The organism is Bradyrhizobium ottawaense, from assembly GCF_900099825.1.
Lineage (GTDB): Bacteria > Pseudomonadota > Alphaproteobacteria > Rhizobiales > Xanthobacteraceae > Bradyrhizobium > Bradyrhizobium ottawaense_A.
The window spans coordinates 6,808,567-6,834,376 of the sequence record NZ_LT629693.1; the positions used below are offsets into that span (position 1 = coordinate 6,808,567).

Consider the following 25,810-nt stretch of genomic DNA (forward strand, 5'->3'; position numbering starts at 1 on the left):
GCCTTAAGATGCTCAACCGCGACGAAGACATCCTGCAGGCGGCCGAAACCTGGCAGAAGGCCGGCCATGGGGTAGCTCTGGCGACCGTGGTCGAAACCTGGGGCTCGGCGCCGCGCCCGGCCGGCTCCAGCCTTGTCATCAACGATGACGGCACCTTTTTGGGCTCGGTTTCCGGCGGCTGCGTCGAAGGCGCCGTCGTCACCGAGGCGCTGGATGTGATCGCCAGCGGCAAACCCAAAATGCTCGAATTCGGCGTCGCCGACGAGACCGCCTGGAACGTGGGCCTCTCCTGCGGCGGCACCATCCGCGTCTTCGTCGAGAAGGTGAGCCAGTCGTGAAACTCGAAACGCTGACACAGGTAAACGCCCAGCGCGCCGCGCGCCGGCCGGTCATCGTGATCACCGATACCGCCAATGGCGAGCAGCGGCTGGTCAAGGCGGAGGACATCGCCACCGATCCCTTGCGCGCCGAATTGTCAAAGCAGCTCCGCATGGGCAAGAGCGGCATGATCGAGGCCGGCGGCAAGAAGTTATTTCTCAACGTCTACGCCCCGACCGCGCGGCTCGTCATCGTCGGCGCGGTCCATATCAGCCAGGCGCTGGCGCCGCTGGCGCGCTCGCTCGATTACGATGTGACGGTGGTGGATCCGCGCACGGCGTTTGCGAGCCCCGAGCGTTTTCCCGACGTGCCGCTGGTCGCGGAATGGCCCGACGTCGCGCTGCCGCCGCTCAACATCGATCACTACACCGCCTTCGTCGCGGTGACGCACGATCCCAAGATCGACGATCCGGCGCTGCTGCATGCCTTTGCGCGTGACTGCTTCTATATCGGCGCGCTCGGTTCGCGAAAAACCCATGCCAAGCGCGGCGAGCGGCTGAGGGCGCAGGGCGCCTCCGACGCCGATATCGCGCGCATCCGTGCCCCGATCGGGCTCAACATCGGCGCGGTGTCGCCGGCGGAGATCGCGGTCTCGATCATGGCGGAGATCACCGCTGAACTACGAATGCCCAAAGAAAACGCGAAAGAACAAGCGGCATGAAATTCGGTCCCGCCCGTCCGGCCGACGCGATTGGCGGCGTCACCGTGCACACCCTGCGCCAGGGCGCGCTGGTGCTGAAGAAAGGCACCACGATCGGGCCCGCTGAAGTCGAGGCGCTCACCAAAGCCGGTGTTGCGGAGATCGTCGTGGTGCGGCTGGAGGACGGCGACGTCTCCGAAGACGTCGCCGCGGCCAGCATCGCGAATGCCGTTGCCGGCGACGGCGTTAATGTCGAGCGCGCCTTTACCGGCCGCGCCAATCTGTTCGCAGCCAAAGCCGGCGTGCTGGTGGTGGACCGCGCCGCGGTCGACCGCATCAACGGCGTCGACGAAGCCATCACGTTTGCGACGCTCGGCGCCTTCAAGCCGGTGGTCGAAGGCGAGATGATCGCGACCGTCAAGCTGATTCCGTTCGGCGTCGAAGCCGCCTTGCGCGATGCCGCGGTCGCGGTGGCAGGCAAGGGGGCGCTGAAAATTGCGCCTTACACCATCAAGCGTGTCGGCGTGGTCTCGACCTTGCTGCCGGGGCTGGCGCCGAAGGTGATCGAGAAAACCCTGCGCGTCACCGCGGAACGGCTGGCGCCGGCCGGCGCCACTATCATCGCCGAACGCCGCGTGCCGCATGATGAGGCCGTGCTGGCAACCTCGATCAAGGAACTGCTCGGGCTCGGCGCCGAACTCGTGATCGTGTTCGGGGCGTCGGCGATCGCCGACCGCCGCGACGTGATCCCGGCCGCGATCACCGAAATCGGCGGCGCCATCGAGCATTTCGGCATGCCGGTCGATCCCGGCAATCTGCTGTTGATCGGCAGCGCCGGTGGCGTGCCGGTGCTGGGCGCGCCGGGCTGCGCGCGCTCGCCGGTCGAGAACGGTTTCGACTGGGTGCTGATGCGGCTGCTCGCGGGCCTCAAGGTCACCCGCACCGAGCTGACCGGCATGGGCGTCGGCGGGCTGCTGATGGAAATCGTCACGCGGCCGCAGCCGCGTACCGTTGCCGAGATCGAGGCCAACCGCAACGTCGCCGCGATCGTGCTCGCCGCCGGACGCTCGACGCGGATGGGCGGTCCCAACAAGCTGCTCGCGGAACTCGACGGCAAGAAGCTGGTGCGAACCGTGGCCGAGCAGGCGCTGGCCTCGAAGGCCTCGGAGGTGATCGTCGTCACCGGCCATCAGGCCGAGCTGGTCGAACAGGCGCTGGCCGGCCTCAAGGTCAGATTCATCCGCAACCCGGATTTCGCCGGTGGACTGGCGTCTTCGGTGAAAGCGGGGATCGCGGCGGTGTCGGACAAGGCCGACGGCGCACTGGTGTGCCTCGGCGACATGCCGCTGATCGATAGCAAACTGATCGACCGCCTGATCGAGACCTTTGCGCCCGACCGTGGCCAGTTGATCGTGGTGCCGGTCAACGACGGCCGCCGCGGCAATCCGGTGCTGTGGTCGCGGCGTTTCTTCCGGGAATTGATGACGCTCGACGGCGACGTCGGCGCCCGTCACCTGATCGCCAAGCACGCCGAAGCCGTGGCCGAAGTCCCGGTCGAGGGCGTCAGCGCGTTTCTCGACATCGACACCCCGCAGGCGCTGGAAGCGGCGCGTCGGGGGTAGGCGCGCGGCCACAGGACACTCCGGCGGGCGCCGGCTTCCCGGGGTTCCGCCGAACACCTATTTGCCTCGCGGTGGTCACGACTTCCGCGTCATTGAGATGCAGATAGCGCCTTCGCTTAACGTTTCAATCCGGGGTCACCCGATGCCAACTGTGATGGTCCGCGCGACCACGATCCTCGGCGAGTTCGAGCAGGTTCAGGCCGAACTCATCGGCAAGGCCGTGATCCTCAGCGATGGAAAGGCCGGGACGGTCGAAACGGTCTGGCTGGATGAATTGCACGGCCTGCGAATTTCAATCAGGGGCCACGATGGCAGGTGGCCGATCTCCACCATAAAGCTGGTGCAGACGCGCTGAATTCACGGGGCCTTTTCCTGCGGATGCAACCATTCAGGGCGGCATGGATTGCCATAGGACGCCGACCCAACCGCTGGAAGGTCAAAAATGCAAATCGCGCCAGAGATCACCTTCGAAGGTTCAGAATCATCGGACGCTGCTCGATCCCAGATATTGAGCGAGATCGAGCGGCTGGAAACCCATCATCACCGAATCACAGGCTGCCGCGTCAAGGTGATCGCCCCCAGCCACAAGCATCGCCACGGTGTCGGGTTTCAGGTCCACATCTGGTTGACGATGCCGCCGCACGAAAACATTGTCGTGAACCAGTCGGGCACAAATGACGTGCGACATGAACATGCTCAAGTAGCCATCAAGGACGCTTTCGCGGCGCTTCGGCGTCAAGTCGATTCCCTTGCCGCGTAGGCAGTCGGCTCTTTGATTACCGGTCCTGTTGGTTTTCAAGACCCGTCGGTTTAGACGGCGCTATCGACGCGAGCGATCAAACTGTTTTCGCCAGCGATTTGTATGGTGCGGTGACCGAACATCTCGACCGCGTACCGGCATTCACCGGCCCGATCCGTCAATACGGCGACGACCGTCCCGTGAGCATGATTGCTGAATGCTTGATCGACCTTGTCACCAATTGCGAATTTGGCAGCCATGAGAATCCTCCTGCCTGCAGGCTTTGCGTCCAGTCAGGTTTAAGTGAGGCTTCTTTGCGATCCATAAGATGGCCCACGCCCGCGGGCGATCGGCAGCGGCGTGGTAGGCGCGCGCGCAAGGGCCGGTTGAGCCGTCAAACCTGATTAAGCCGGCGTGCCCACGATAAGAGGAATGCCGCCGACGATCGCGACAAGCTGGACCGCATTGCACAGCATGCCACCCCAATGCAGCCGACGCAGCCGGCGCACCGCATCGGGATCGCCGGCGTCCCTGGCACTCAGGTCGGCATCCATCCGTCGCAGAAACCAGCGGCGCGCCGTGAACGCGAAAGCCGCGATCAAGCCGATGGCAACGGCGCCAACCAGTCGACCCTCCACGGCAAAGGCGACCGTCCCGATCACACCGGCAATGGTCAGCAGGAGGAAGTACGCATTGAACAGGCCGCGCAGCAACTGGGTGACAGGCGGGATGTCGAGCTTCACCAGCAGAAAAGCCGGCGCCGCCAGCAGGCAATAGCCCATCGGCAGCAGCAGGATGACGGTGGCGAACAGGAGGACTGGATCTGGCATCATGCGGCCACCCTTTCCTTCGGCGGAGAGCTTTCCGGTTGAGCCTTGCAACAATATCCACCGGAGATATTTTCGGCACTATTGGGCTTTGGTCGAATTCGTAGGGTGGGCAAAGCGCAAGCGTGCCCACCATCTTCGAACGCGGATTGCGTTCGGTGGGCACGGCGCAAGGGCGCCTTTGCCCATCCTGCGAGATCAGTCGCTGCCGCCTTTTTCAACCTTCCGTTCACCAAGTTGAAACTCCCCTACGGCTAGATTCCGGCCGGACTGCCTCGGGGGAGGGGATTTTGATCGTTTCGACTGCTGCCGCGCAACGCCGCGCGTTGTTCATCCTGGCGCTGACAGTGCTGCTGGGGACATCGCGTTTCATCACCGAAACGTGGGCGGCCGGCGCGCTGGCGGTCGGCAAATGCGGCGCCTTTGGCCAGGCCTATGACTATGCCGCCGAGGCGCCGGCGCGCGCCGCCGCGCTGAAGCAATGCAAAGGCGACTGTACGGCGGTGACCATGAAACGCGCCTGCGCCGCATTGGCGGTCGACATGGCCAATCCCTGCGGTCCCCACGGCTATGCCGTGAAACCGAAGATCTCCAGTTCGCTCAACGCCGCCACGAAGAAGTGCTACGAATTCGGCGGCAAGGAATGCGTGATCCGCGCCTGGGCCTGCGACGCCAAGGGCTGAGCTACTTCTGCGCCGCTTCAACGATCGCCTGCAGCATCGGGCGGGTCGGCGCGAAGAACGTCGTGCCGGTATGCGGCGTCGAGAAATCGAGCAGACGGTCGTAGGCGCCCGGCGGATCGCCGATATACATCCGTTGCAGCATCTTCTCGATCACCCAGAGATAGCGGGAATAGCCGATAAAATAGGTTCCGAATTCCTGTTTTCCCGGCCGGCCGAACGGCATGTTGTCGCGCAGGATGTCATATTCGTTACCGTCGGCATCGGTGATGGTGTTCAGCGACTTGTGCGATTTGCGTGGCGCGTCGTCGTCATCGATTTCGATATTGTCGATCTTGGTGCGGCCGATGATTTCTTCCTGCAGATGCGTCGGCGTTTTCGCCCATGCGGCAAGATCGTGCAGATATTTCTGGACGACGACATAGCTGCCGCCGGCGAAGCCGGCGTCTTCGTCGCCGACCAGTGCCGATGCCGGCAGGTCGAGGCCGGTCGGGTTGGCCGTGCCGTCGACAAAGCCGAGCAGGTCGCGGGCATCGAAATACCGGAAGCCCGAAACTTCGTCGATCACAGTCACGGCGGCGCCGAGACTGTCGAGCAGGATTCGTTCGAACTCAAAACACATATCGGGACGTTCGGACCGGATATGGAACAGCAGGTCGCCTTGTGTTGACGGCGCCGCATGAACCGCTCCCTTGATCGGCGCAAACGGTTTCAATTCCTTCGGCCGGCTGTCCGGGTGAAGGCGATCCCAGAGATCGCGGCCGATCCCGGCGATGCAAGAAAGTCGGCCGCCAAGATCGCGGAATCCGACCGTCTTGACGAGATCGTCAAGCCCACCGAGGACGGCGGCGACCTTCGCAAGCGCGGCCTGTTCGCGTGCAACCGTGACCACCAGAAACACCGCCGCCGTCGACAGCGGCGCGTCGACGCTCTGCGCGTCGATTGGCACCCGGTCCCAATTTTTGCCTGACATTTTCGAATTCTCTGCCTGCCCAGGGCAGAGTATCGCGATCGCAAGCGGACACGCAACAGCGGAGGGAAGTGGCTTTCTGCTCGGCAATCGTATATCGCCAACGCCAAGTGTTACATCGGAGCCATCATGCAATTCGACACCAAGATCGCGGTCGTGATCCGGACCGATCTCGAACCGTGGCAAAAACTCAACGTGGCTTCGTTTCTGGCGGGCGGCATTGCCGCGGCGTATCCGGAATGCGTCGGCGAGCCCTATGGCGACGGCTCCGGCACCCAATACCTGTCGCTGATCGGTCAGCCGATCCTGATCTACGGCGCCGATCGTCCGGCGCTGTCGCGCGCGCTCGAACGCGCGCTGGCCCGCAACGTCACGCCCGCAGTCTATACCGAGGACATGTTCAAGACCACGCATGACGCCGCCAACCGCGAGGCGGTCAGGGCCGTGATCCGTGCCGAACTCGACCTGGTTGGGCTGGCGATGCGCGCCGAGCGCAAGGTGATCGACAAGATCATCGACGGGCTGAAGTTTCACAGCTAGCGCCTGGAAAGAATGCCGTATAATTTTCACGGCAGGCACGTCCCGCCGGGCTTGGCCCGCTTGCTGCTGCTAAAGTATATTGGGCGATGGCTGTCAGCTCGCCCGATCTGAAAGCATTCCTGGTCGCCACACCTTTCTTCGGTGGCCTCTCGGACGCGGGCCTCGATTTCCTGGTCTCCATGCTGGTCGAGCGCCGCTTCGACGCCGGCGCCACGGTGGTAGCGGAAGGCGAACCGGGGCGCTCGATGTTCGTCGTTCACTCCGGCGAGCTGGTGGTGAGCCGGCTGGGAAATTCGGGGCGCGTCATTCGCATGACGGGTCTCGGACCCGGTGATTTTTTCGGCGAGATGACGCTGATCGAAATGCAGAACCGGTCGGCGACCGTCGTCGCGGAAAGTCCGACCGTACTGTACGAGCTGACCGCGCAAAATCTCTACACTTGTTACAAGGCCGACATCCACGCCTATGTGATGGTGTTGCAGAATATCAACCGCGAGCTTTGCCGGCGTCTCCGCCGCGCCGACGGTCGCATTGCCGAGCTCATTCGCGCGGGCGAATGACGCAGATCCGCGATGCACGTCAGGCGCGAGACGCATGACAGGATCGTTGACGGGTTGAAGTTTCACGGCTGGCGCGCGGACTGTGTCGGTGGCCGCTGCATCGCAGCGAAGAGTGCGCCCTGATCAATTGCGCGTAACTTCGTACGGTATCGGGCAGACAGACGTCTTCCCGTTGTCCAACAGTGGAAGGGGGGTGGCGAGTGAGGAAACGGCGATGGGCACAATTGGAGCGGTTTTTCAGCCGGAGTTGATCAAGCTGATGAAGTCAGTCCTCGACGATGCAGTCGTGGCGCTTCCGGAATCCAGGCGTACGTCGACGATGATGGCCGACATGGCTTCGCAAATTCTTGCGTGCGCCGCCAAGGGCGAGCGCGACCCGGCGGCACTGAAAAATGCCGCGCTGCTGGTCGCGGTCGAGTGTTCGCACTATTCGCACGACATCTCGCCGGAGCGGCGTGCAGTTTAGCGAGTGTTGCGCCTCATCGCTTCGGCGACCAGCCATAGGCCTTGGCGCAGGCGCCGCCCATCAGCATCGCCCGCTCGCTGCCGTTCAGCCGATCGGTCTTGAGGAACGGCACCACGGCCTGCTCGTAGTTGACGACGGCGAACGCGCGGGTCCAGTCCGTGCCCCACAGGCAGCGATCGAAACCCCAGGCGTCGAACACGCGCGCCAGCGGATCCCAGATGTCGGGGAAGGGGTAGGGCTGCCGCGACAGCGTGCAGGCGCCACTGACCTTGATTACGGCGTTCGGGCGTTTGGCCAGTGCCAGCACTTTCGGCAGGTCGGCCCAGGGCTCTGTCGGCGCGGGCGGATGGCGTGGCTGCAGGATGCCGAGATGGTCGACGATGAAGCGGGTGTCGGGATGGCGATCGATCAGCGCCGTGCCGGCGTCCACATTATCCCAGCACAGCAAGTTGACCGGAAAGTCGTAGCGCACGGCGGCGCGCGCGATCCGGTCGATGCCGGGGTGGTCAGGCGCGCGTCCGTTTTCCTTGGTCAGCATGATGCGGATGCCGACCGCGCCCGGCGTCTTCTTCCACTCGGCGACCACATCGGCCACATCGGGATTGTCAGGGTCGACCGGCTTGACGATCGCCATCCGGCCGGGATGGGCGCGTTGCACTTCCACGGCATAGCTGGCGTCGTAGCGGTACATCGAAAAGGAGGAGATGAAGATCGCGCCGTCGACACCGACCTTGTCCATCGCCGCCACCATCTCGTCGCCGGTGACGTGGTCGGGCCAGTTCGGCACCATGTGCCAGGGCCGCTTCGGCGTGTTGGCCTCATAGGCGTGGACCTGGGAATCGATAATGGTCATGGGGCGCGTTCCTCCGTGCCGGGCGATTGTTGTGCCCAGTGATTTCGAACATTGCAGCAGGTTCGAGCAGCGAGGGCAACGCGCGCGGTGCATTGCAGCTGTTTGAAATTCAAATAGAACGCGTGGGCAGTCGCTCTCCGCGTCGTCCCGGCGAACGCCGGGACCCATACGCCGCAGCCGGTTGATGAAGATTCGTAGGATGGGTGGAGCGAAGCGATACCCATTAACACCGCCCGTGAAGGGATGGGTATCGCTGCGCTCCATCCTATGGCGCCGTCATTGCGAGGAGCGGAGCGACGAAGCAATCCATCTCGCCACGTGAAGAAAGAATGGATTGCTTCGCTTCGCTCGCAATGACGCAGATAAGCCCTTGCTGCCATGTGATAATTCCCGGGTAACACCGAGGTGAAATTGAATCGAAGTTGGCTTCATTGACAATGACTGACTAGTCAGTCATAAATAAAGCATGACGAAGAAGCCATCCAAAATGGTCTCGCCAAAGCGGCCGGCCACTCAGCCTGCTTCCAATCGTGCCGAACGCGCGGCGGAGCGGCGGGGGGCCATCGTCGAAGCGGCGATGGACGAGTTCATCGCGCGCGGCTTTGCCGCGACGCGGCTCGACGACGTCGCCAAGCGCGCCGGCGTCGCCAAGGGCACGATCTACCTGCACTTCAAGGACAAGGAATCGATGTTCGAGGAACTGATCCGGACCGCCATCGTGCCGCTGGTCATGAGCCTTGGCGCCGCGCCGCCGCGGCCCGATGCGACGGTGCGCGACATGGTGGAGGGCTTTGCCAAAACCTTCATCGAACAGGTGGCGACGACGCGGCGCGGCGACATCGTGCGGCTGATCGTGGCGGAGGGGCCGCGCTTTCCCGCCGTCGCCGATTTCTATTACCGCGAGGTGGTCTCGCGCGGCCTTGCCGGCATGCGCGCCATGATTGAGCTCGGTATCGCGAGGGGCGAAATCTCAAACAAGAACCTCGCGCGCTTCCCGCAGATCCTGGTGGCGCCCGCGCTGATCGCCGTGATCTGGCAAAGCCTTTTCAGCAAACACGCCCCACTGGACGCGATCGAGATGCTTCAGGTGCATCTCGACCTGGTTTTTGGCGAACGGAGGACGACATGACCTCGTCGCAAGCGAGAGTGATCGTGAGCGCGCTGGCGCTGGCCGCCATGCTGGCGGGCTGCAACGAGCGCAGGGATCCCGGCTTTCAGGGCTGGGTCGAGGCCGACATGATCTTCGTCAGTCCCGACGAGTCCGGCCGCGTCACCAAGCTCAACGTGCGCGAGGGCGACGAGGTCAAGCCCGGCGCGCCGCTCTACACCGTCGACGATGATTTGCAGCAGGCCGATCTCAACCAGAACAACGCCACGTTGGCTAACGCGCAGCAAACCTACGACCGCGCCGCCTCGCTGAGCAAGACCGGCTCAGGCACCCAGGCCAATCTCGACTCCGCGGTCTCGGCGCTGCGCGTGGCGGAAGCCCGCGTCAACACCTCTCAGACCCGGCTGGCGCGGCGCAGCGGCTTTGCGCCGGTCGGCGGCACCATTCAGCAGATCTATTTCCGCGAAGGCGAGATGGTGGCGGCGCAGCGGCCGGTGGTGTCGATCATGCCGCCCGGCAACATGAAGCTGCGTTTCTTCGTGCCCGAGACCGAATTGCCGAAACTTGCGATCGGTGACGAGGTCAAGGTCAGCTGCGACAACTGTGCCGCCGATCTCACCGCAAAAATCTACTTCATCGCGACGACGGCCGAATATACCCCGCCGGTGATCTACAGCCTCGATGAGCGCAACAAGCTGGTCTATCTGATCCAGGCGCGGCCGAGCCGGCCGGACAGTTTGCGGGTCGGCCAGCCGATCAGCGTATTCTTCAATGCCCGTACACCAGTGGCGGACAAGCGATGAGTTCAGCGCCGTCATCAGCGCCCGACATCGCCATCGATGTCGCGGGCCTGTCGAAGTCGTTCAGCGGTCGCGAGGTCGTGCATGACCTGTCGATGCAGGTGAAGCGCGGCACCATCTACGGCTTCCTCGGCCCGAACGGTTCCGGCAAGACCACCACCATCCGCATGCTGTGCGGTCTGCTGACGCCGGATGCCGGCGATGGCACCTGCCTCGGCTATAACATCCGCCGCGACGCCGACAAGATCAAGCGCCAGGTCGGCTACATGACGCAGCGTTTCAGCCTGTATCAGGACCTCTCGGTGCGGGAGAATCTGGAATTCGTGGCGCGGCTTTACGGGCTGCGCAACGCCCGTGGCGCCGCGCGCGACATGATCAAGCGCATCGGCCTGACCGGCCGCGAGGAGCAACTGGCCGGCGAGCTCTCCGGCGGCTGGAAGCAAAGGTTGGCGCTCGGCGCCTGCACCTTGCCCAATCCGCAATTGCTGCTGCTGGACGAGCCGACCGCCGGCGTCGACCCCAAGGCGCGGCGCGATTTCTGGAACGAGATTCACGCGCTGGCCGCCGATGGGCTGACGGTGCTGGTCTCCACCCATTACATGGACGAAGCCGAACGCTGTCACGAGATCGCCTATATCGCGTATGGCCACCTCCTGGCGCATGGCACCGTGGATGAGGTGATCGCAAAATCGGCGCTGTCGACCTACACCGTCACCGGCGGCGATCTCAATGCACTTTCCGCCGAACTTACCGGCAAGCCCGGCATCGACATGGTGGCGCCGTTCGGCACCAGCCTGCATGTCTCCGGCCGCGATAAATCCGCGCTCGAGGCCACCGTAGCGCCCTACCGCGACGGCAAGGGTTGGCACTTCCAGCATAGCGAGCCATCGCTGGAGGATGTGTTCATCGACCTGATGAGCCGCTCAAAGGACAATTTCCAATGAGCGCGAACGAAGCCTATCGCCAGAGCCATGACGTCAAGGAGCCGCCGTTCGGCTTCTGGTGGCGCAGCTATGCGATGCTGATCAAGGAATTCATCCAGCTTCGCCGCGACCGGGTCTCGTTCGCGATGATCGTGATGCTGCCGGTGATGCAGCTCGTCCTGTTCGGCTTTGCAATCAATACCACGCCGCGCAATCTGCCGACCGCGGTATTGCTGCAGGAGGACAGCGACCTCGCGCGCTCGGTGCTGAAGGCGATCGAAAACACCGCCTATTTCCGTTTCACCCGCGAGGTCCATACCGTCGCCGAGTTCGACGATCTGCTGCAGTCGGGCAAGGTGCTGTTCGGCGTCGAAATCCCGCGCGGTTTTGAGCGTTCGGTGCGGCGCGGCGACAAGCCGGCGCTATTGGTCGCGGCCGACGCCACCGATCCGGTGGCGGCGGGTTCGGCGCTCGGCGCGCTTGGCGCCATCGTGCAGACCGCGCTCGAGCACGATCTGCATACCGGCGATCCGCCGTCGATGCCGTTCGAGATCCGCACCCATGCCCGCTATAACCCGGCGGCCTCGTCGCGGCTCAACATCGTGCCCGGTCTGGTCGGCACCATCCTGACCATGACCATGCTGATCTTCACGGCGCTGTCGGTGACGCGCGAGATCGAGCGTGGCACCATGGAAAACCTGCTGTCGATGCCGATCAAGCCGGTCGAGGTGATGTTCGGCAAGATCGTGCCTTACGTGCTGGTCGGCTTCATCCAGGCGACGCTGATTGTCGGCATCGGGGTGCTGCTGTTCGGGGTGCCGATCCTGGGCAGCCTGTTCACGCTGGCGCTGCTGTCGACGCTGTTCATCACCACCAATCTGGCGATCGGCTACACCTTCTCGACCATCGTGCAGAACCAGCTGCAGGCGATGCAGCTGTCGATGATGTTCTTTTTGCCGAGTATTCTGTTGTCCGGCTTCATGTTTCCGTTCGCGGGCATGCCGGTCTGGGCGCAATATATCGGCGAGGGTCTGCCGCTGACGCACTACGTCCGCATCGTTCGCGCCATCATGCTCAAGGGCGCGACGCTCCAGAACTTGCAGTACGACACGATTGCACTCATTGCACTGATGCTGTTGGCGATGACGATCGCCGTGACACGCTTCCGTCGCACGCTCGATTGATGCAGAATAGCGACTGAATATCTCGCCGTCATTCCGGGGCGATGCAAAGCATCGAACTGGGATGTGCTATTGCACATCTGAGAATCTCGAGATTCCCCGGGGTGCAATTGCACCCCTGAGGTCTGGTGCTGACGCACCGTCCCGGAATGACAGGGAGTTGGAATGCTGGGGTTGTGGGGAAACAAGACCGAAAGCTGGGCGGTATCCGCCGAGTTTCAGCACGCATTGATGCAGCAGGTGATGCGCACCGAGCTGATCCGGGTCAAGGCCCTGATCGGGACGACCGCGATTCTCGCGGTCCTGATTCTGATTCTTCACACAATAGACCCCTATGCGGTCGAACATCTCTGGCATGGCCGTCTCAAGCCGAACGACCTTTACAGCATACTGATCCCGTTCATCCTGTTCGAGCTGTGGGTCCATGTCAGCATCAGCCGATATCTGAGGCTGGATCGCGACCTGCCCATCTATCGGCGCTATCTCGGCGCACTGATCGAAACCTCGATGCCGACGCTGGCGCTCGCGATGCACATCGACAGCATGGGACCGGTGGAGGCGCTCGGCTTCGTGGTGCCGCTGACCTATTTCATTTTCATCATTCTCTCGACCTTGCGGCTGGATTTCTGGCTCTCGACCTTTACCGGCTTCGTCGCGGCGGCCGAGTTGTTCTACATGGCGATGTTCTATCATCGTGCCGGCAGCGCCGATCCTGCGCCCGACCTCTACTATCACTCCGTGCGCAGCGTGATGGTGCTGATCTGCGGCATGCTGGCGGGCGCCGTGGCGGTGCAGTTGCGCCGGCAATTCGCGGCCAGCATCATGGCCGCGACCGCGCGCGACCGTGTCACCAACCTGTTCGGCCAGCACGTCTCGCCGCAGGTGGTGGCGCGGTTGATGGCGGAAGGCACCAGCACCGGGAGCGATATCCGCCGCGTCGCTGTCATGTTCGTCGATTTCCGCAGCTTTACCACGGGCGCGCGGACGCGTTCGCCCCAGGAGGTGGTGGACCGGCTCGACGGCGCGTTCGCCGTGCTGGTGGATATCCTCGATCGCCACGGCGGCATCGTGAACAAGTTTTTGGGCGACGGCTTTCTGGCGCTGTTCGGCGCGCCGCTGGAGGCGCATGACGCGGCGCATCAGGCGGTTGCCGCGGCGCGCGAGATGCTGGAGGCGAACGAGCGGATCAACAAGGGTTCAGGCTGGCCGCTGCGCATGGGTATTGGTGTCCATTTCGGTGAGGTGGTCGCGGGCAATATCGGCTCGCCGCGGCGTAAGGAATATACCGTGATCGGCGATACCGTGAATTTCGCCGCGCGGCTCGAAGCGCTCAACAAGGATTTCAATTCGCAGTTCCTGATCTCGCAAGCCGTTCACGACGCGCTGGGCGAGGAATGCCGTGACGCGGTTTCGCTCGGCGAGGTCACGGTCAGGGGCTATGACCAGCCGGTAAGCGTCTGGCGATTGGGATAGCGCGTCCTGTTCGCGACAACGCAGAGATCCTCGCCGCGCGATGCCGATTCGCTCAGAGCAATCGGCGCAATACTGTCGTTGACGAATTGAATCAGGGGATGTCTCTTCCGTGTCGAACCGGAGTATCGACATGCAGCGGCGTTACATCACCTGCGACGTCTTCACCGACCGCGCCTTTGGCGGCAATCCGCTCGCGGTGGTGCTCGACGCCGGCGGCCTTTCGACGGCGCAGATGCAGGCAATCGCCAGCGAGTTCAATTATTCGGAGACGACCTTCGTGCTGCCGCCTCAAGAGCCGGCTCATGATGCGCAGGTCCGAATCTTCACAGTGCGTTTAGAAATCCCGTTCGCCGGCCATCCCAATGTCGGCACTGCCTTCGTGCTGGCGAGATTGGCTGAAAAGCCGCCGGCGCGGCTGCTGTTCGAGGAAAAGGCCGGACTGGTGCCGGTGGAGATATTGACCGAGCAGGGCAAGGTCGTCAGCACCGAGCTGACCGCGCCGCAACCGCTGAAACGGCTGTCGCAGCTTAGCGCCGACCAGGCGGCCGCCTGCCTGTCGCTGTCGGCGGGCGATGTGAAAACGGACCGGCACGCGCCGCAGATCGTTTCGGTCGGGCTGTCGTTCCTGGCGGTCGAACTCACCTCGCGCGAGGCGCTGCGACGCGCGCGGCCGGATGCCCCGGCCTTTGCAAGGACCTTCCCATGCGACGGCAGCGACGCGGTCTATCTCTATACGCGCGACGTGCCGGCCGGCGAAAAGCCCTGCGATCTGCAGGCGCGGATGTTTCATCCCGGCGCCAGCGGATTGTCGGAAGACCCGGCGACCGGAAGTGCGACGGCCGCCGCCGCGGCGCTGCTCGCCGATCTCGATTCCACGCGCGACGGTGAACTGAAGCTGACGATCGGGCAGGGCGTCGACATGGGGCGGCCAAGCCTGTTGAAGACGCGCGTGCGCAAGCAGAACGGCGCGATCGCTTCGATCCATGTCGGCGGCGGCTGCGTGCCGATGATGGAAGGGACGTTTTGGCTACAGGGCGAGGGGTGAGGCTTCCGCCGTCATTGCGAGTGAAACGAAGCAATCCATCTGGCAGCAAAGGAAGGATGGATCACACCTGCGGCGCCACCAAATTCTCGATCTTCACGCCGTCGCGGTCCTCGATCACCTCGGCGATCCAGCGCCGGTGGCAATGGGCGTGGTCGCGCTCGTAGCAGAGAATGCAGACCGGACCCGACTGCTTCACCAGCGCGGAGAGTTCGTCGAGCTCCTCCCGCGCTTGCGGCGTCTTCAAATGTTTGGCGTAGATCTTGTGCAAGATATCGAATTGGCCGCTCCGGGCGGCGATGCGGCCATCCTTGGGTGTGCCGAGCCCGCGCAGATGCAGATACGATATACCGCGCTCGTCGAGGCCTGCCGCCAACTGGTTCTTGGAAAAGCCCGGCCGCCGCGACGATGCCACCGCCCGCACGTCGACCAATAGCTTGACGCCTGCGTCTTGCAATTCGTCGAGCACCGCCTTGGCCGGCGTCTGCTCATAGCCGATGGTGAAGAGCTTCTTGGCTCGGGCCATGAGGCGCTCCGGTCACTTCACCCGTTCGATCAATTCCATCGCGCCGGCGGGCGCGCGGATCTTGCCCTCGTGGATCACGTAGGCGAACACGTCGCGCGGCGCCTTCTTCGGCTTGTTCGCGTCGACGCGCGGCAGGTCGTCAGGCTCGCCGCCGCCGGCCCAGGCCTGAAACCGCTTGGCCCAGGCGTCGAGCTGCTTCGGCGGATAGCAGGTCTTGAGTTCGTCATTGCCCTTCTGCAGTCGCGCATAGACAAAGTCGCTGGCGACGTCGGCGATGGCCGGATACTTGCCATGTTCGGCAAACACCACGGGCGTCTCGAATTGACGTATCAGCGCGATGAACTCCGGCACGGCGAAGCTGTCGTGCCGAACTTCCACCACATGGCGTAGCGCGCGGCCGTCGAGTTTGCGCGGCAGCAATTCGAGAAACTTGCCGAAATCGGCTCCGTCGAATTTCTTGGTCGGCGCGAATTGCCAGAGCACCGGACCGAGGCGGTCGCCGAGCTCGAGCACGCCGGAGTCGTAGAAGCGCTTCACCGAATCACCGGCCTCCGCCAGCACGCGGCGGTTGGTGGCGAAGCGCGGCCCCTTCACCGAAAACACGAAGCCATCGGGCACTTCGCGCGCCCATTTGCGAAAGCTCTCCGGCTTCTGCGAGCCGTAATAGGTGCCGTTGATCTCGATCGAGGTCAGCTTCGATGCGGCGTAGGACAATTCCTTCGCCTGCGTCAGCTTCTCCGGATAAAACACCCCGCGCCACGGCTCGAAAGTCCAGCCGCCGACGCCGATATAGATGTTGCCGCTGCTTGATTTCGGGGGCTTGCTCACGGAGGGGGCTCATTGGGATCAAGAGGGAGGAGTGGACGATCTTAACCACATCGGCCCTGATTGACCAGTTTGTCGCAAATCGTCTCGGTGCGCGGCAGTCTCGCTGCAAAAAAGAGGCCCCGGAAAACCGGAGCCTGTTGCTTGGAGCCATCGGAGGCAATTCCGTGTCTTGTGTTCAGGATTTGCCGTGCGTCTCCGGCGTCTTGCCGATGAGACCCCCGAACGGTTCGAAGGTTTGCCTGGCAAGCTTGCGGTGAAGTTCGCGGATCTTCTGCGACTCGGCCACCGAGTTTTCGTAGGCCCGCTTCACGAATTCGGTTTGCACCTCCATCGCCTTGTCGAGCGAGCGGGCGCCGGTGAGCTGCTCGAAAAAGGACCCGAACTCCTCGAACGATTTCCGGGTGTAGTCGCGATAGGCATTGGCGAGGGTTTGCAGGCTGACGGGCGAGGCGTCGGCCGTGGCAGGTTCGGCCGGCGAGGCGGCATCAGTCGGCAAGGCGGCGTCGACCAAGACGGCATCAGGCTCAGCGACCATGGCTTCAGCGACGACGGCTTCAAGCGGTTCGCTGACGGCCGGCTGCAGATCCGCTTGGGGAACCTGCTCCTGTTCCCGCTCCGGGGTTTGCATCTGAACCGGTGCCGGGCTCTCCGCTGGATTCGATTTCTGGCGCCGCGCTTCCCCCTTCTTGTTGCGTCGCCCGGACCTGGCCGCCGGTTTGGTCTCGTCTGTACTCGACATCTTGTTCCCCTATTCAATGTCAAACCAAAGGTTGAAGCTCCGCCACGTTTGCGCTGGAATCGCGGTTCTTGCTTGTCAGTTGAAGGGCACTCGCGTGATGACATTTGGGAGAACGGCATCCGCCGGGGCGGGACTGCACACAAATTATTGCTAGATTGCATCGGAAACGTTCAGAAGAGGCGCTGCAGTCATGAAATTGTTGCAAAGGGAGACGGTATGCGTGCGATCATTCTGGCCTTGATGGTGGCGATGACGACATCATCAGCAATGGCCGATGAGACCGATGATGCGCATCGCCTGGCGGTGTCGGGGCGTGACGACTACTGGAACTGCCTTGCCCGGGAATTCCCGCGCGAGAGCAACAAGAGCCTGTCGGAACAGGATTTCGGCGCGCTGATCGCCAGCGCCTGTCCGTCCGAGCGGCAGAATTTCCGGGTCGCACTGGTGGATTTTCTCGGGCTGCAATTCCCGACCAACGAGGCCGGCGCCAACATGACCACCGCCAACAATGCCATCGCGCTGGCGCAAAAGGACATCGTGACGGCGTTTGCGCGGCGCAAGGCCGCGGCGAAGTAACCATGGCGGGGCGGCCCTATTCCTCCCCACCGGCTTTCCGTGATATCAATCCGTCGGTCGGGCGTTGAGGATTGTCGGGTATGAACTCTCAGTCGATAGCGGGTATTCTGGGCGCCATTATCGCGTCGATTGTGCTGGTGGTCGCGATCGCCTACGGGCCGATCGGCCAGTTCGGCAAGCCCGCCAAACCGGCCGGCGTTCAGCCGGGGCAGGCAGCACCGGCTCCCGCAGCGCCGGCTCCCCGCGGGCCGGTGATCCGGGAAGTGCCCAATCAATAGGACACCGGCAGCTCCCTTGCGGAACGCCCCGGGCAGCCGTATCTATCTTCTAACGGCGACGTCGACGCTTCATAGCTCCGGCGCTGGGACGACCATGAATAGGCTGGCAGCGCCGGATGTACGCGCGCCCTCTGTTCGTGGTCGTTGGCATTTCTAGAGCGTTTTCAAGCGAAGTGGCGGCCGGTTCGCGTCAAGAAAACGCGTCAAAACAAAAAGCCGGCCTGTTTTGACCCGTTTTCCCCCACTTAATACCCGGTCCGCGAGCCCCGCCTTGGCATCATTGGCGGCTGCGGATATACGCTGGCCCCATGAATGACGCCATCAAGCCGGGCCCCGAAACCCTGTCGCAGGCCACCGGTTTACCGCAGCTTTCGGTCGTGGTCCCCACCTTCAACGAGCGCGACAACGTCACGGTATTGTACCGGCGGCTGGAAGCCACGCTGGCCGGCATCCCCTGGGAAGTCGTGTTCGTCGACGACAATTCGCCCGACGGCACCTGGGAAGTGGTGCGCGGGCTGGCGCGGCAGGATCCCCGCGTTCGCTGCATCCGCCGGATCGGGCGGCGCGGCCTGTCCGGCGCTTGCATCGAAGGTATCCTGGCTTCGAGCGCGCCCTATGCGGCGGTCATCGACGCCGATTTGCAGCACGACGAAACCCAACTGCCGAAGATGGTGGGGCTGCTGCAGAGCGGCGAGGCCGAACTCGTGGTCGGCAGCCGCTACATCGAGGGCGGCAGCGCCGACAGCTTCAACAAGAGCCGTGCCGGCGCCAGCCAACTGGCGACCGAAGTCGCCAAGCGCGTGCTGAAGGTCGAGATTGCCGACCCGATGAGCGGCTTCTTCATGATCCGCCGCGACAAGTTCGAGCAACTGGCGCCGCAGCTCTCCACCCAGGGCTTCAAGATCCTGCTCGACATCGTCGCCACCGCGCAAGACAAGCTGCGCACCATCGAGGTACCGTTTACGTTCGGATCGCGCCAGCACGGCGAGAGCAAGCTCGATTCCATGGTGGCGCTGGATTTCCTTGGCCTGGTGCTGGCGAAGCTGACCCACGACGTGGTGTCGCTGCGCTTCCTGCTGTTTGCGATGGTCGGTTCCATCGGCCTCATCGTGCATCTGACCACGCTGTTTATCGCGCTCGAGTTCTTCAACGTGCCGTTTCCGGAGGCGCAGGCCGCCGGCGCGCTGGTCGCCATGACCAGCAATTTCATCCTCAACAATTTCCTGACCTATCGCGACCAGCGGCTGAAGGGTTTTGCGATCCTGCGCGGCCTGTTGCTGTTCTATCTGGTCTGCAGCGTCGGGCTGTTCGCCAATGTCGGCGTCGCGTTCTCGGTCTACGACCAGGAGCCGATCTGGTGGCTCGCGGGCGCCGCCGGCGCGCTGATGGGCGTGGTCTGGAATTACGCCATGTCGGGACTGTTCGTCTGGCGCAAGCGATGATCCCAAAATGAACCCGAACGAGGCGCGGTCTGTCCTCAACACGGTTCTGATTGTTCTGGCGCTGGTGGCGCTGCGCCTGGTGGCCGCGGCCTTCACGCCGATCACCTTCGACGAAGCCTATTACTGGATGTGGTCGAAGCATCTCGCCGGCGGCTATTACGATCATCCGCCGATGGTCGCCCTGGTGATCCGGCTCGGCACGCTGATCGCGGGCGATACCGAACTCGGCGTGCGGCTGGTCTCGATCCTGCTGGCGCTGCCGATGAGCTGGGCGATCTACGAGGCGACGTCGGTCCTGTTCGGCGGCAGGCGCGTGGCGGCGACCGCGACGATCCTTCTCAACGTCACGCTGATGGCGGCGGTCGGCAGCATGATCGTGACGCCGGACGCGCCGCTATTGGTCGCTTCGAGCTTCGTGATGCTGGCGCTCGCCAAGGTGCTGCAAACCGGGCGCGGCGCGTGGTGGCTGGCGGTCGGCGCTGCGGCCGGTTGCGCGCTGCTGTCGAAATATACCGCGCTGTTCTTCGGGCCGGCGATCCTGATCTGGCTCGTCGTCGTGCCGAAACTGCGGCACTGGCTGATCTCGCCGTGGCTCTATCTCGGCGGCGTCGTTGCGATCCTGATGTTTGCGCCGGTCATTTGGTGGAATGCCGATCACCACTGGGTTTCCTTCATCAAGCAGATCGGCCGCGCGCGCATCGAGGATTTCCGCCCCGTCTTCATCGGCGAACTGATCCCGACGCAGGTCGTGTTCGCGACGCCCGCAGTGTGGATCCTCGGCGCGATGGGGCTCTATGCGCTGTATCAACGCCTCGCCGGCGCGCTGGCGGCGTGTGTGCTGGTCAACACCATGTTCTGGACCATCGTGGTCTATTTCGTCTGGCATTCGCTGCACGCCCGTGTCGAGGCGAACTGGTTTGCGCCGGTTTATCCGGCGTTTGCAATCGCGGCTGCGGTTGCCGCCCATCTCGTCCAGTGGGCGCCGCGCGAGCAGCGCGTGGTCGACTTCTGCCGGCGCTGGGCGGCGCCGGGCGGCATCGTGATGTTCGCGCTGCTGGTCGTGCAGGCCAATACCGGCATGCTCTCGGGTTATCGTCGCGATGCCACGGTCCGCAGCGTCGGCGTCGGCTGGCGCGAAACCGCCGGCGAGATCGAAGCGGTGCGGGCGCGCGTCGGCGCCACCTGCGTGCTGGCGCCGGATTACGGCACCACCGGCTGGCTCGCCTTCTATTTGCCGAAGGGCACCTGCGTGGCCCAGCAGAGTCAGCGCATCCGCTGGGTCAACATGCCCGAGCCTTCGGCGGCGCAGCTCGCCGGCAAACTGCTCTATGTGCGCGATGTCGATCAACCCTCGCTCAAAGAGGCTTTCGCCCGCGTCGACAAAGTCGCGGACGTTGCGCGCAAACGCGGTCCGCTGCTGATCGAGACCTACGCGCTCGATGTGATGGAGCGGCCGACAGGTGAGGTGTTCAACCGCTCGCCGCCGCCGGAACTGAAGTAGGGCGGATACGCGAAGAAACTCGACATTTCCGGCATCCACTGGCCGGTTGTCGAATGTGGCCACATCGTGATCTGTCCCGTATCGATACGGACAATTTCTGCAACAGTTCCATGCAGTTGTGCTTGCCATGGAACTGCCCGCCTTTAATCGGCATTTAACTAAAACTCGCCTTAATGACGCTCCGCACCTCTGCGAAATGCTGCCCCGGGAACTTACGGGCGCAACATCAACGAGGGACTTGGTGGAATTGTTGTGGGCGGCGTGTAAATGAGTATGAGTACCGGTGCGTATCGCCGTGCGGCTTCCGGCCGCAGGAAATCCTCCCGTCGAATCTTTTCCCAGCATCTTCTCGGCAGCGTCGCAGTTGCAGGCCTCGTGCTGGGCTGTGCGTGGACGGTCTACAGCAATGTCTTGAGCGGCGGCATCTATCCGTCGATGAACACTGCGGCGGTTGATGCGCATGTGGTCAAGCGATCGGTCGCCGCTGCCGCGCGGCCGGCACGGTCTCCGTCCAACAGCGCGATGGCCGCATTGTCCGATCCGGCAGCGCAAAGTTCGCGCGCCGAAACGCTGTCACCTCAAATTATGTTTAACGAAAGGTTTGCAGCGTCGGAGCCGCAAAGCATCGCGCCGGCGCCTGTCGATGCCGTGAAGGTGGCTGAAGCGTCACCGCCAGACGATGCGAAGCCGATCGTAACACCGAAACTTGCCGAGGCGCCGAAGAAGATCGACGCGCCCAAGCTCGCGGAAGCGCCGAAGTCGAAGGAAGCCGCACCTGCCCAGGTCGCGCTGAACGTTCCGGCGCCGAAGCAGGCGGATGCAAAATCCGCCGCCAAAACACCGGGAGCATCGGTACGCGACATGGCGCAACGCGCCAAGGCCGCGGTGATGTCGATTGCTTCCAACGACAAGCCGAGCATGGTCGAAAAGCTTTGGGGCAAGCAGCCTTCGCACGGGTCGCTACTGTCTTTCGCGTCCGCCGACGCCAGCGTCACCGGCAGCCTGCCGGATACCAAGGCGCAAAACCCGATGCTCGGCGGGTCGCCGCCCTACGACAGGCAGACGGCGGTCTACGACATCTCGGCGCGCATGGTCTATCTGCCCGACGGCACCAGGCTGGAGGCGCATTCCGGCCTCGGCTCCAAGCTCGACGATGTGCGTTATTCGAATGTCCGGATGCAGGGCGTGACGCCGCCGCACATCTACGAACTGACACCGCGTGAGGCGCTGTTCCACGGCGTGCCGGCGCTGCGGCTCAATCCGATCGGCGGCGAGGACAAGATCTTCGGCCGCAGCGGATTGCTGGCGCACACCTACATGCTGGGTCCGAACGGCGATTCCAACGGCTGCGTGTCGTTCAAGGATTACTACGCCTTCCTGCGCGCCTATCGCGAGCAGGGCATCAAGCGCCTCGCGGTGCTGGCGAAGGTGGAGTAGTCAGACCAGCGCGCCTTCGCCGCGGGCGATGATCGCGAACCGGTCGGACAATTCAGCAAGCGCGATGTCGTGAATGGTGGCGGCCGCGATCGTTCCGCCGCGTCCGTCCGGCAGGTCGCGCGTGGCGCAGCTATCGGCATCGACCATGATCCGGAAGCCGAGATCGAGCCCGGCGCGGGCGGTGGAGCTGACGCACATATGCGTCATGAATCCCGCAAGGATGATGTCCTTGTGACCGGTGGCGGCGAGCAGCGCCTGCAGATCGGTGCCGGCAAACGCATTGGGCAAGCCTTTTTCGATGACCGGCTCGTTCTTTAGCGGTGCCAGCGCGGACACGATCGCGCCGCGTTCGGCGCTGCGATCGAACAGCCCGCCAGGGCGTCCTTTGTGGGCGATATGAAAGATCCGCGTGCCGGCCTCGCGTGCCCGCGCCAACAGTTTTGCGGCACTGGCGATCGCGCTTGTGGCATCGGGCAGGGCGATCGGCCCTTCCAGGTATTCGTTCTGCAGGTCGATCATCACAAGTGCGGCGTCGCGCAGGCGCGGCGGCCTGAGGTCGGCGCCGGACAACTCGAGCAGGGTTTTGGGGGCGGCCATTTGCGATCTCCGGGTCTGAATGTCTTCAGGCCGGTATAACGCGGGAAAGACCTGCTGTTGTGCAGGGATATCGCAGCTATTGGCTGCGATATTGCAGGCTTGCGGCTCGCTTCTGAAGACGCCGCGAGACTAGGCGGTGGCCGGCCGGCGCGCTAGATTTCGATTCATGTCGCAGCCGGATTTTCAGCCGACCCTGGTCGGCCCCACCATCACCGTCAGACCGGTCAGAGCGGCTGACTGGAGCGAACTGTTTGCAGCCGGCTCCGATCCGGAAATCTGGAAAGTGCATCCGGTGCCCGATCGCCATACCGAGGCGGGATTCCGAAAATTCTTTGACGGTGCGGTCAGCTCTAAAATGGGGTTTGCGTTCGTCGACCGCGCGACCGACAGACTGATCGGCTCGAGTCGCTACTATGGCTATGAGCCCGAATTGAGCGAGATCGAGATCGGCTGGACTTTTCTCGCCCGCAGCCACTGGGGCGGCCGCGCCAACCGCGAAGTAAAGCGCCTGATGCTCGACCACGCCTTTACGTTCGTCGACACCGTCGTGTTCTGGGTCGGCGACGAAAACTGGCGCTCGCAGGGCGCGATGACCAAGATCGGCGGCGTCAAGCGCGAGGGACTGTTTACCCGCGAGCTGTCCGGCGACCGGCCGTATTTCATCTTCGAGATCACCAAGGACCGGTATCAGCAGGGCGGGCGGGCATTGGTAGGTTGAGATTCCGGAGCGTTCTCGTCATGCCGAGTTCGCGCTTCGCGCGCCCGGGAATGACGGGGTAGGGAGATCAAACAAAAACCCCGGCATCGCTGCCGGGGTTTTCGCATTCTTGTAATCGCCTGAGTGGCTGGACTTAGAAGTCCATGCCGCCCATGCCGCCGCCGGGGGGCATGCCGCCGGCGCCTGCGCCGCCCTTCTTGGGCAGTTCGGCGATCATGGCTTCGGTGGTGATCAAGAGAGCCGCGACGGAGGCCGTGCTGGATCGCCGCACGGACCACCTTGGTCGGGTCGATGATGCCCTTGGCGACCAGGTTGCCGTATTCGCCCGACTGCGAGTCGAAGCCGTAGTTCTACTGGTCCTTATCGAGGATCTTGCCGACGATGACGGAACCGTCTTCGCCTGCGTTGATCGCGATCTGGCGGGCCGGCGCGGACAGCGCCTTGCGCACGATCTCGCCGCCGGTCTTCTGGTCTTGGCAGCGCCGCTTATTGCGGAGAAGCGACGGCCGTAGTTTTAAGAGCGGAACAGCCTCGTCGATCGAGAGCAGCTTTGCCGTGCGCCGGAATTGGAACCGCATCTTCCGCAGTCTTACGGTGTTCCCCATGCGTATTTTATGGTTGCGTCCGGCGGCTCATTTGCGTCTAATTTCTTACGACGCAGCGGGCAGAGAGTGCGGGCAGAGAGTCTGCCTCGCTGCCGGGTGTTTGGAGCTTGTTGCTTGTTGACAGAGCGAGAGCGTATTTGTGTGAGTGCGTGTAGAGAAAGTAGATTGAAATTTATGTTAATACGGCTGTTCCGCGACACTCCGAATGGAGAACGCTGCGGACGCGTCACCGCGGGTCCCCCGCAGTGACACCTCGCGGCGGAACGGGCAATCGCCTTCTTGCAGCATTGCTGGCATCGGACCTCGATCTGCTGGGGCCCGAGCTTGAGGTGATCGCGCTCGGTCAGGACGCGGTCCTTTCGCGGGCGGGTGACGATATCGAGTACGTCTTCTTCCCTCACAGCGGCGCCATCTCTCTGATGATCGACATGGCGGACGGACGCACGGTTGCCACCGCCGTAATTGGACGTGAGGGGGCAGTTGGCACGCTTTCGGTGCTCGGGTCGTCACCTTCGGCCATTACCGCGGTCGTTCGTGCGGCGGGCACAGCTGCCCGGATTCCTGCATCGCGATTTCACGCCGCCTTCAGCCGCAGTCCCGCGATCCGGCGTGCTGTCCAAACCCACATCAGGGCGATGTTGATACAGTTCCAACTCGGTTCGGCCTGTAATGCGCTGCACCCGGTCGAAGCTCGCATGGCTCGCTGGCTGCTCCAGCTTAGCGACCGCGTCGACCATGATGTGCTCCCGCTCACCCAGCAGGCGCTGTCGCAAATACTCGGTGTGCGACGCACGACGGTAACGCTCCTGATGCGCAATCTGCGCGCGCGCGGAGCGATCAGGTCCGATCGACGAGGCCTGATCGAGATCGACCGAGCGCGGCTCGCGGCGGCAGCGTGCGAATGCCACAACGTCTTGCGTCTCGAAGTCGAGGAGATTTTCTCGATGAATTCGGTGCAATCGCGCGCGGCGGTTCTGCGCGAAGACGGGCGCATCCCTGAAATTGAACCGGGCGATGCAATGTGAGCGCGCTTCCGCGCGATCGCTTGACCTCCCACGTCTTAAGCTCCCACGTCGCGACTTGCCGCTGCGGCGTTCCAGGAAAGCCCCATCAAGGAGCGGATCCTCCGCCCGATCGGGTTCTCTGCCGCCAATCACGTCCGAGTGCTGACTCGGATGCCGCCTCGTGTTTGGCAAGCTCGCGCAGCACCTTCGCCGTCTGGCGCAGCTCGTTGCGCCCAGGGCCCGGCTTGAGCCGTCGTGCTTGGTCCAGAAAGTCCTTGGCCTGCAGCAGCCAAGTGGACGTTTCATCTGAGATTTGCATGCGCGCCATGGTGTCCCTCCATCGCGATTATCGCTTGATCTGCGTCGACGATTACGCCGGGGAGCCCGCGCTGCGACGCCGCCCCGGGATGCTCGGCTCGTCGACCCAGGCTTCCCGCGCAAACCACGCGTGATCGGTGCGACAGATCGGGCAACGGGTGCGCGAGAAAAACACGGCGCGGCGCCCAAAGCTCTCGCGATCAGTCTTGATGCCGGTGGGAATCGCGTGTCCGGTTTGCGGACACTTGACCATGACCATACCCATTTTTCGCCCTCCCTTGCGTTTGGTTTTTATTGTCTTGCAGAAAAGCCCCGGCCGGTTGGAGTGCGCCTCTTGTCGGTGCGGTCACTTGGGGGGCATCGCGCACCTTGTTTGATCGAGCATTGGCCAGTGGGGGCCTGCATGCTCGCCTGGGCTTGTTCCAACCGGCCGGATCCC

The 25,810-nt window shown here is 63.4% G+C and carries 32 protein-coding genes and 1 pseudogene; 22 read left to right on the top strand and 11 right to left on the bottom strand.

Translation table 11 applies throughout. The annotated features are described in order from the left end of the window. Positions 1-8 precede the first annotated feature (8 nt). The 5 genes from BLR13_RS31955 to BLR13_RS31975 all read left to right on the top strand — a co-directional run bounded on the left by BLR13_RS31955 (position 9) and on the right by BLR13_RS31975 (position 3,400). Positions 9-338: an XdhC family protein gene (locus tag BLR13_RS31955; RefSeq protein WP_074815317.1), complete on the top strand. Its 330-nt coding sequence runs from the start codon at positions 9-11 to the stop codon at positions 336-338. Next, positions 335-1,039, top strand: coding sequence for an XdhC family protein (locus BLR13_RS31960; protein WP_074815314.1), 705 nt, complete (start codon positions 335-337; stop codon positions 1,037-1,039). The genes BLR13_RS31955 and BLR13_RS31960 overlap by 4 nt, the downstream gene beginning before the upstream one ends. Then, positions 1,036-2,640 carry an NTP transferase domain-containing protein gene (locus tag BLR13_RS31965; RefSeq protein WP_074815311.1) on the top strand — a complete coding sequence of 535 codons (1,605 nt, stop codon included), beginning with the start codon at positions 1,036-1,038 and terminating at the stop codon, positions 2,638-2,640. Before BLR13_RS31960 ends, BLR13_RS31965 begins: the two co-directional genes overlap by 4 nt. Before the next feature lie 142 nt (positions 2,641-2,782). Then, positions 2,783-2,995 carry a photosystem reaction center subunit H gene (locus tag BLR13_RS31970; RefSeq protein WP_074815306.1) on the top strand — a complete coding sequence of 71 codons (213 nt, stop codon included), beginning with the start codon at positions 2,783-2,785 and terminating at the stop codon, positions 2,993-2,995. Positions 2,996-3,082: 87 nt separating this feature from the next. After that, complete coding sequence (locus BLR13_RS31975) at positions 3,083-3,400, top strand: HPF/RaiA family ribosome-associated protein (RefSeq protein WP_074815302.1); 318 nt, start codon at positions 3,083-3,085, stop codon at positions 3,398-3,400. 50 nt (positions 3,401-3,450) lie between these two features. Here BLR13_RS31975 and BLR13_RS31980 read toward each other — a convergent pair whose 3' ends face one another. Next, positions 3,451-3,639: a hypothetical protein gene (locus BLR13_RS31980; protein ID WP_074815299.1), complete on the bottom strand. Its 189-nt coding sequence runs from the start codon at positions 3,637-3,639 to the stop codon at positions 3,451-3,453. A gap of 144 nt (positions 3,640-3,783) precedes the next feature. Then, positions 3,784-4,212, bottom strand: a complete 429-nt coding sequence (locus tag BLR13_RS31985; RefSeq protein ID WP_091977659.1) for a hypothetical protein — start codon at positions 4,210-4,212, stop codon at positions 3,784-3,786. A gap of 284 nt (positions 4,213-4,496) precedes the next feature. On the opposite strand from BLR13_RS31985, the gene BLR13_RS31990 reads away from it, so the two are divergent. Next, positions 4,497-4,889, top strand: coding sequence for a DUF4189 domain-containing protein (locus BLR13_RS31990; protein WP_074815296.1), 393 nt, complete (start codon positions 4,497-4,499; stop codon positions 4,887-4,889). Position 4,890: 1 nt separating this feature from the next. Here BLR13_RS31990 and BLR13_RS31995 read toward each other — a convergent pair whose 3' ends face one another. Further along, positions 4,891-5,859, bottom strand: coding sequence for a Dyp-type peroxidase (locus BLR13_RS31995; protein ID WP_074815293.1), 969 nt, complete (start codon positions 5,857-5,859; stop codon positions 4,891-4,893). Between the two features lie 126 nt (positions 5,860-5,985). Here BLR13_RS31995 and BLR13_RS32000 point away from each other — a divergent pair, with 126 nt between their 5' ends. The 3 genes from BLR13_RS32000 (at position 5,986) to BLR13_RS32010 (ending at position 7,422) form a co-directional block, all read left to right on the top strand. Next, a complete protein-coding gene (locus BLR13_RS32000; RefSeq protein ID WP_074815290.1) occupies positions 5,986-6,396 on the top strand; it encodes a DUF2000 family protein in 411 nt (136 codons plus the stop codon). Positions 6,397-6,482: 86 nt separating this feature from the next. Continuing rightward, the gene (locus BLR13_RS32005) at positions 6,483-6,956 is read left to right on the top strand and encodes a Crp/Fnr family transcriptional regulator (protein WP_074815286.1); all 474 of its coding nucleotides are present in this window, start codon (positions 6,483-6,485) and stop codon (positions 6,954-6,956) included. Positions 6,957-7,170: 214 nt separating this feature from the next. Then, positions 7,171-7,422: a hypothetical protein gene (locus BLR13_RS32010; protein ID WP_074815283.1), complete on the top strand. Its 252-nt coding sequence runs from the start codon at positions 7,171-7,173 to the stop codon at positions 7,420-7,422. Positions 7,423-7,435: 13 nt separating this feature from the next. On the opposite strand, the gene BLR13_RS32015 is transcribed toward BLR13_RS32010, so the two are convergent. Further along, on the bottom strand, positions 7,436-8,275 hold the full coding sequence (locus BLR13_RS32015; RefSeq protein ID WP_074815280.1) for an amidohydrolase family protein: 840 nt from the start codon (positions 8,273-8,275) through the stop codon (positions 7,436-7,438). Between the two features lie 466 nt (positions 8,276-8,741). Here BLR13_RS32015 and BLR13_RS32020 point away from each other — a divergent pair, with 466 nt between their 5' ends. The 6 genes from BLR13_RS32020 (at position 8,742) to BLR13_RS32045 (ending at position 14,805) form a co-directional block, all read left to right on the top strand. Further along, positions 8,742-9,404, top strand: a complete 663-nt coding sequence (locus BLR13_RS32020; RefSeq protein ID WP_074815276.1) for a TetR/AcrR family transcriptional regulator — start codon at positions 8,742-8,744, stop codon at positions 9,402-9,404. After that, positions 9,401-10,186, top strand: a complete 786-nt coding sequence (locus BLR13_RS32025) for an HlyD family secretion protein (protein WP_074815273.1) — start codon at positions 9,401-9,403, stop codon at positions 10,184-10,186. The genes BLR13_RS32020 and BLR13_RS32025 overlap by 4 nt, the downstream gene beginning before the upstream one ends. Further along, complete coding sequence (locus BLR13_RS32030; RefSeq protein ID WP_074815270.1) at positions 10,183-11,127, top strand: ABC transporter ATP-binding protein; 945 nt, start codon at positions 10,183-10,185, stop codon at positions 11,125-11,127. The genes BLR13_RS32025 and BLR13_RS32030 overlap by 4 nt, the downstream gene beginning before the upstream one ends. Beyond that, positions 11,124-12,290 carry an ABC transporter permease gene (locus tag BLR13_RS32035; protein ID WP_074815267.1) on the top strand — a complete coding sequence of 389 codons (1,167 nt, stop codon included), beginning with the start codon at positions 11,124-11,126 and terminating at the stop codon, positions 12,288-12,290. Before BLR13_RS32030 ends, BLR13_RS32035 begins: the two co-directional genes overlap by 4 nt. 162 nt (positions 12,291-12,452) lie before the next feature. Next, a complete protein-coding gene (locus BLR13_RS32040) occupies positions 12,453-13,760 on the top strand; it encodes an adenylate/guanylate cyclase domain-containing protein (RefSeq protein WP_074815265.1) in 1,308 nt (435 codons plus the stop codon). Positions 13,761-13,890: 130 nt separating this feature from the next. Next, positions 13,891-14,805, top strand: coding sequence for a PhzF family phenazine biosynthesis protein (locus BLR13_RS32045; protein WP_074815262.1), 915 nt, complete (start codon positions 13,891-13,893; stop codon positions 14,803-14,805). Positions 14,806-14,866: 61 nt separating this feature from the next. Here the strand turns inward: BLR13_RS32045 and BLR13_RS32050 are convergent, their stop codons facing one another. From BLR13_RS32050 to BLR13_RS32060, 3 genes are all read right to left on the bottom strand, one after another. After that, positions 14,867-15,328, bottom strand: coding sequence for a DUF488 domain-containing protein (locus tag BLR13_RS32050; protein ID WP_074815259.1), 462 nt, complete (start codon positions 15,326-15,328; stop codon positions 14,867-14,869). 12 nt (positions 15,329-15,340) lie between these two features. Beyond that, positions 15,341-16,156: a DUF72 domain-containing protein gene (locus BLR13_RS32055; RefSeq protein WP_074815256.1), complete on the bottom strand. Its 816-nt coding sequence runs from the start codon at positions 16,154-16,156 to the stop codon at positions 15,341-15,343. A 175-nt stretch (positions 16,157-16,331) separates the two neighbouring features. Next, complete coding sequence (locus BLR13_RS32060; RefSeq protein WP_244524977.1) at positions 16,332-16,784, bottom strand: phasin family protein; 453 nt, start codon at positions 16,782-16,784, stop codon at positions 16,332-16,334. 327 nt (positions 16,785-17,111) lie between these two features. On the opposite strand from BLR13_RS32060, the gene BLR13_RS32065 reads away from it, so the two are divergent. The 5 genes from BLR13_RS32065 to BLR13_RS32085 all read left to right on the top strand — a co-directional run bounded on the left by BLR13_RS32065 (position 17,112) and on the right by BLR13_RS32085 (position 22,129). Beyond that, complete coding sequence (locus tag BLR13_RS32065; RefSeq protein ID WP_074815254.1) at positions 17,112-17,471, top strand: hypothetical protein; 360 nt, start codon at positions 17,112-17,114, stop codon at positions 17,469-17,471. Between the two features lie 80 nt (positions 17,472-17,551). Next, entirely contained in the window at positions 17,552-17,749 is a 198-nt protein-coding gene (locus BLR13_RS32070; protein ID WP_074815251.1) for a hypothetical protein, read from the top strand. 308 nt (positions 17,750-18,057) lie between these two features. Then, positions 18,058-19,191, top strand: coding sequence for a glycosyltransferase family 2 protein (locus BLR13_RS32075; RefSeq protein WP_074815248.1), 1,134 nt, complete (start codon positions 18,058-18,060; stop codon positions 19,189-19,191). A 7-nt stretch (positions 19,192-19,198) separates the two neighbouring features. Further along, positions 19,199-20,692 carry a glycosyltransferase family 39 protein gene (locus BLR13_RS32080; protein WP_074815246.1) on the top strand — a complete coding sequence of 498 codons (1,494 nt, stop codon included), beginning with the start codon at positions 19,199-19,201 and terminating at the stop codon, positions 20,690-20,692. Between the two features lie 273 nt (positions 20,693-20,965). After that, positions 20,966-22,129 carry a tlde1 domain-containing protein gene (locus tag BLR13_RS32085; RefSeq protein WP_244525298.1) on the top strand — a complete coding sequence of 388 codons (1,164 nt, stop codon included), beginning with the start codon at positions 20,966-20,968 and terminating at the stop codon, positions 22,127-22,129. Here BLR13_RS32085 and BLR13_RS32090 read toward each other — a convergent pair whose 3' ends face one another. Then, the gene (locus BLR13_RS32090) at positions 22,130-22,726 is read right to left on the bottom strand and encodes a cysteine hydrolase family protein (RefSeq protein WP_074815244.1); all 597 of its coding nucleotides are present in this window, start codon (positions 22,724-22,726) and stop codon (positions 22,130-22,132) included. It abuts the gene before it with no gap. A gap of 166 nt (positions 22,727-22,892) precedes the next feature. Between BLR13_RS32090 and BLR13_RS32095 the strand changes: the two genes are divergently transcribed. Beyond that, positions 22,893-23,444: a GNAT family N-acetyltransferase gene (locus BLR13_RS32095; protein ID WP_074815241.1), complete on the top strand. Its 552-nt coding sequence runs from the start codon at positions 22,893-22,895 to the stop codon at positions 23,442-23,444. Between the two features lie 133 nt (positions 23,445-23,577). On the opposite strand, the pseudogene BLR13_RS32100 reads toward BLR13_RS32095, so the two are convergent. Next, positions 23,578-23,917 (bottom strand): annotated as a pseudogene (locus BLR13_RS32100) (TCP-1/cpn60 chaperonin family protein); the annotation flags it as partial. A gap of 377 nt (positions 23,918-24,294) precedes the next feature. On the opposite strand from BLR13_RS32100, the gene BLR13_RS32105 reads away from it, so the two are divergent. Then, positions 24,295-25,074 (top strand): Crp/Fnr family transcriptional regulator, encoded by a 780-nt coding sequence (locus BLR13_RS32105; protein WP_074815238.1) that lies wholly within the window; start codon positions 24,295-24,297, stop codon positions 25,072-25,074. Between the two features lie 85 nt (positions 25,075-25,159). Here the strand turns inward: BLR13_RS32105 and BLR13_RS40730 are convergent, their stop codons facing one another. Together BLR13_RS40730 and BLR13_RS42020 are read right to left on the bottom strand one after the other, a co-directional pair. Further along, positions 25,160-25,381, bottom strand: a complete 222-nt coding sequence (locus BLR13_RS40730; RefSeq protein ID WP_143039582.1) for a hypothetical protein — start codon at positions 25,379-25,381, stop codon at positions 25,160-25,162. Positions 25,382-25,423: 42 nt separating this feature from the next. Further along, entirely contained in the window at positions 25,424-25,636 is a 213-nt protein-coding gene (locus tag BLR13_RS42020) for a hypothetical protein (protein ID WP_074815235.1), read from the bottom strand. Positions 25,637-25,810 lie beyond the last annotated feature (174 nt).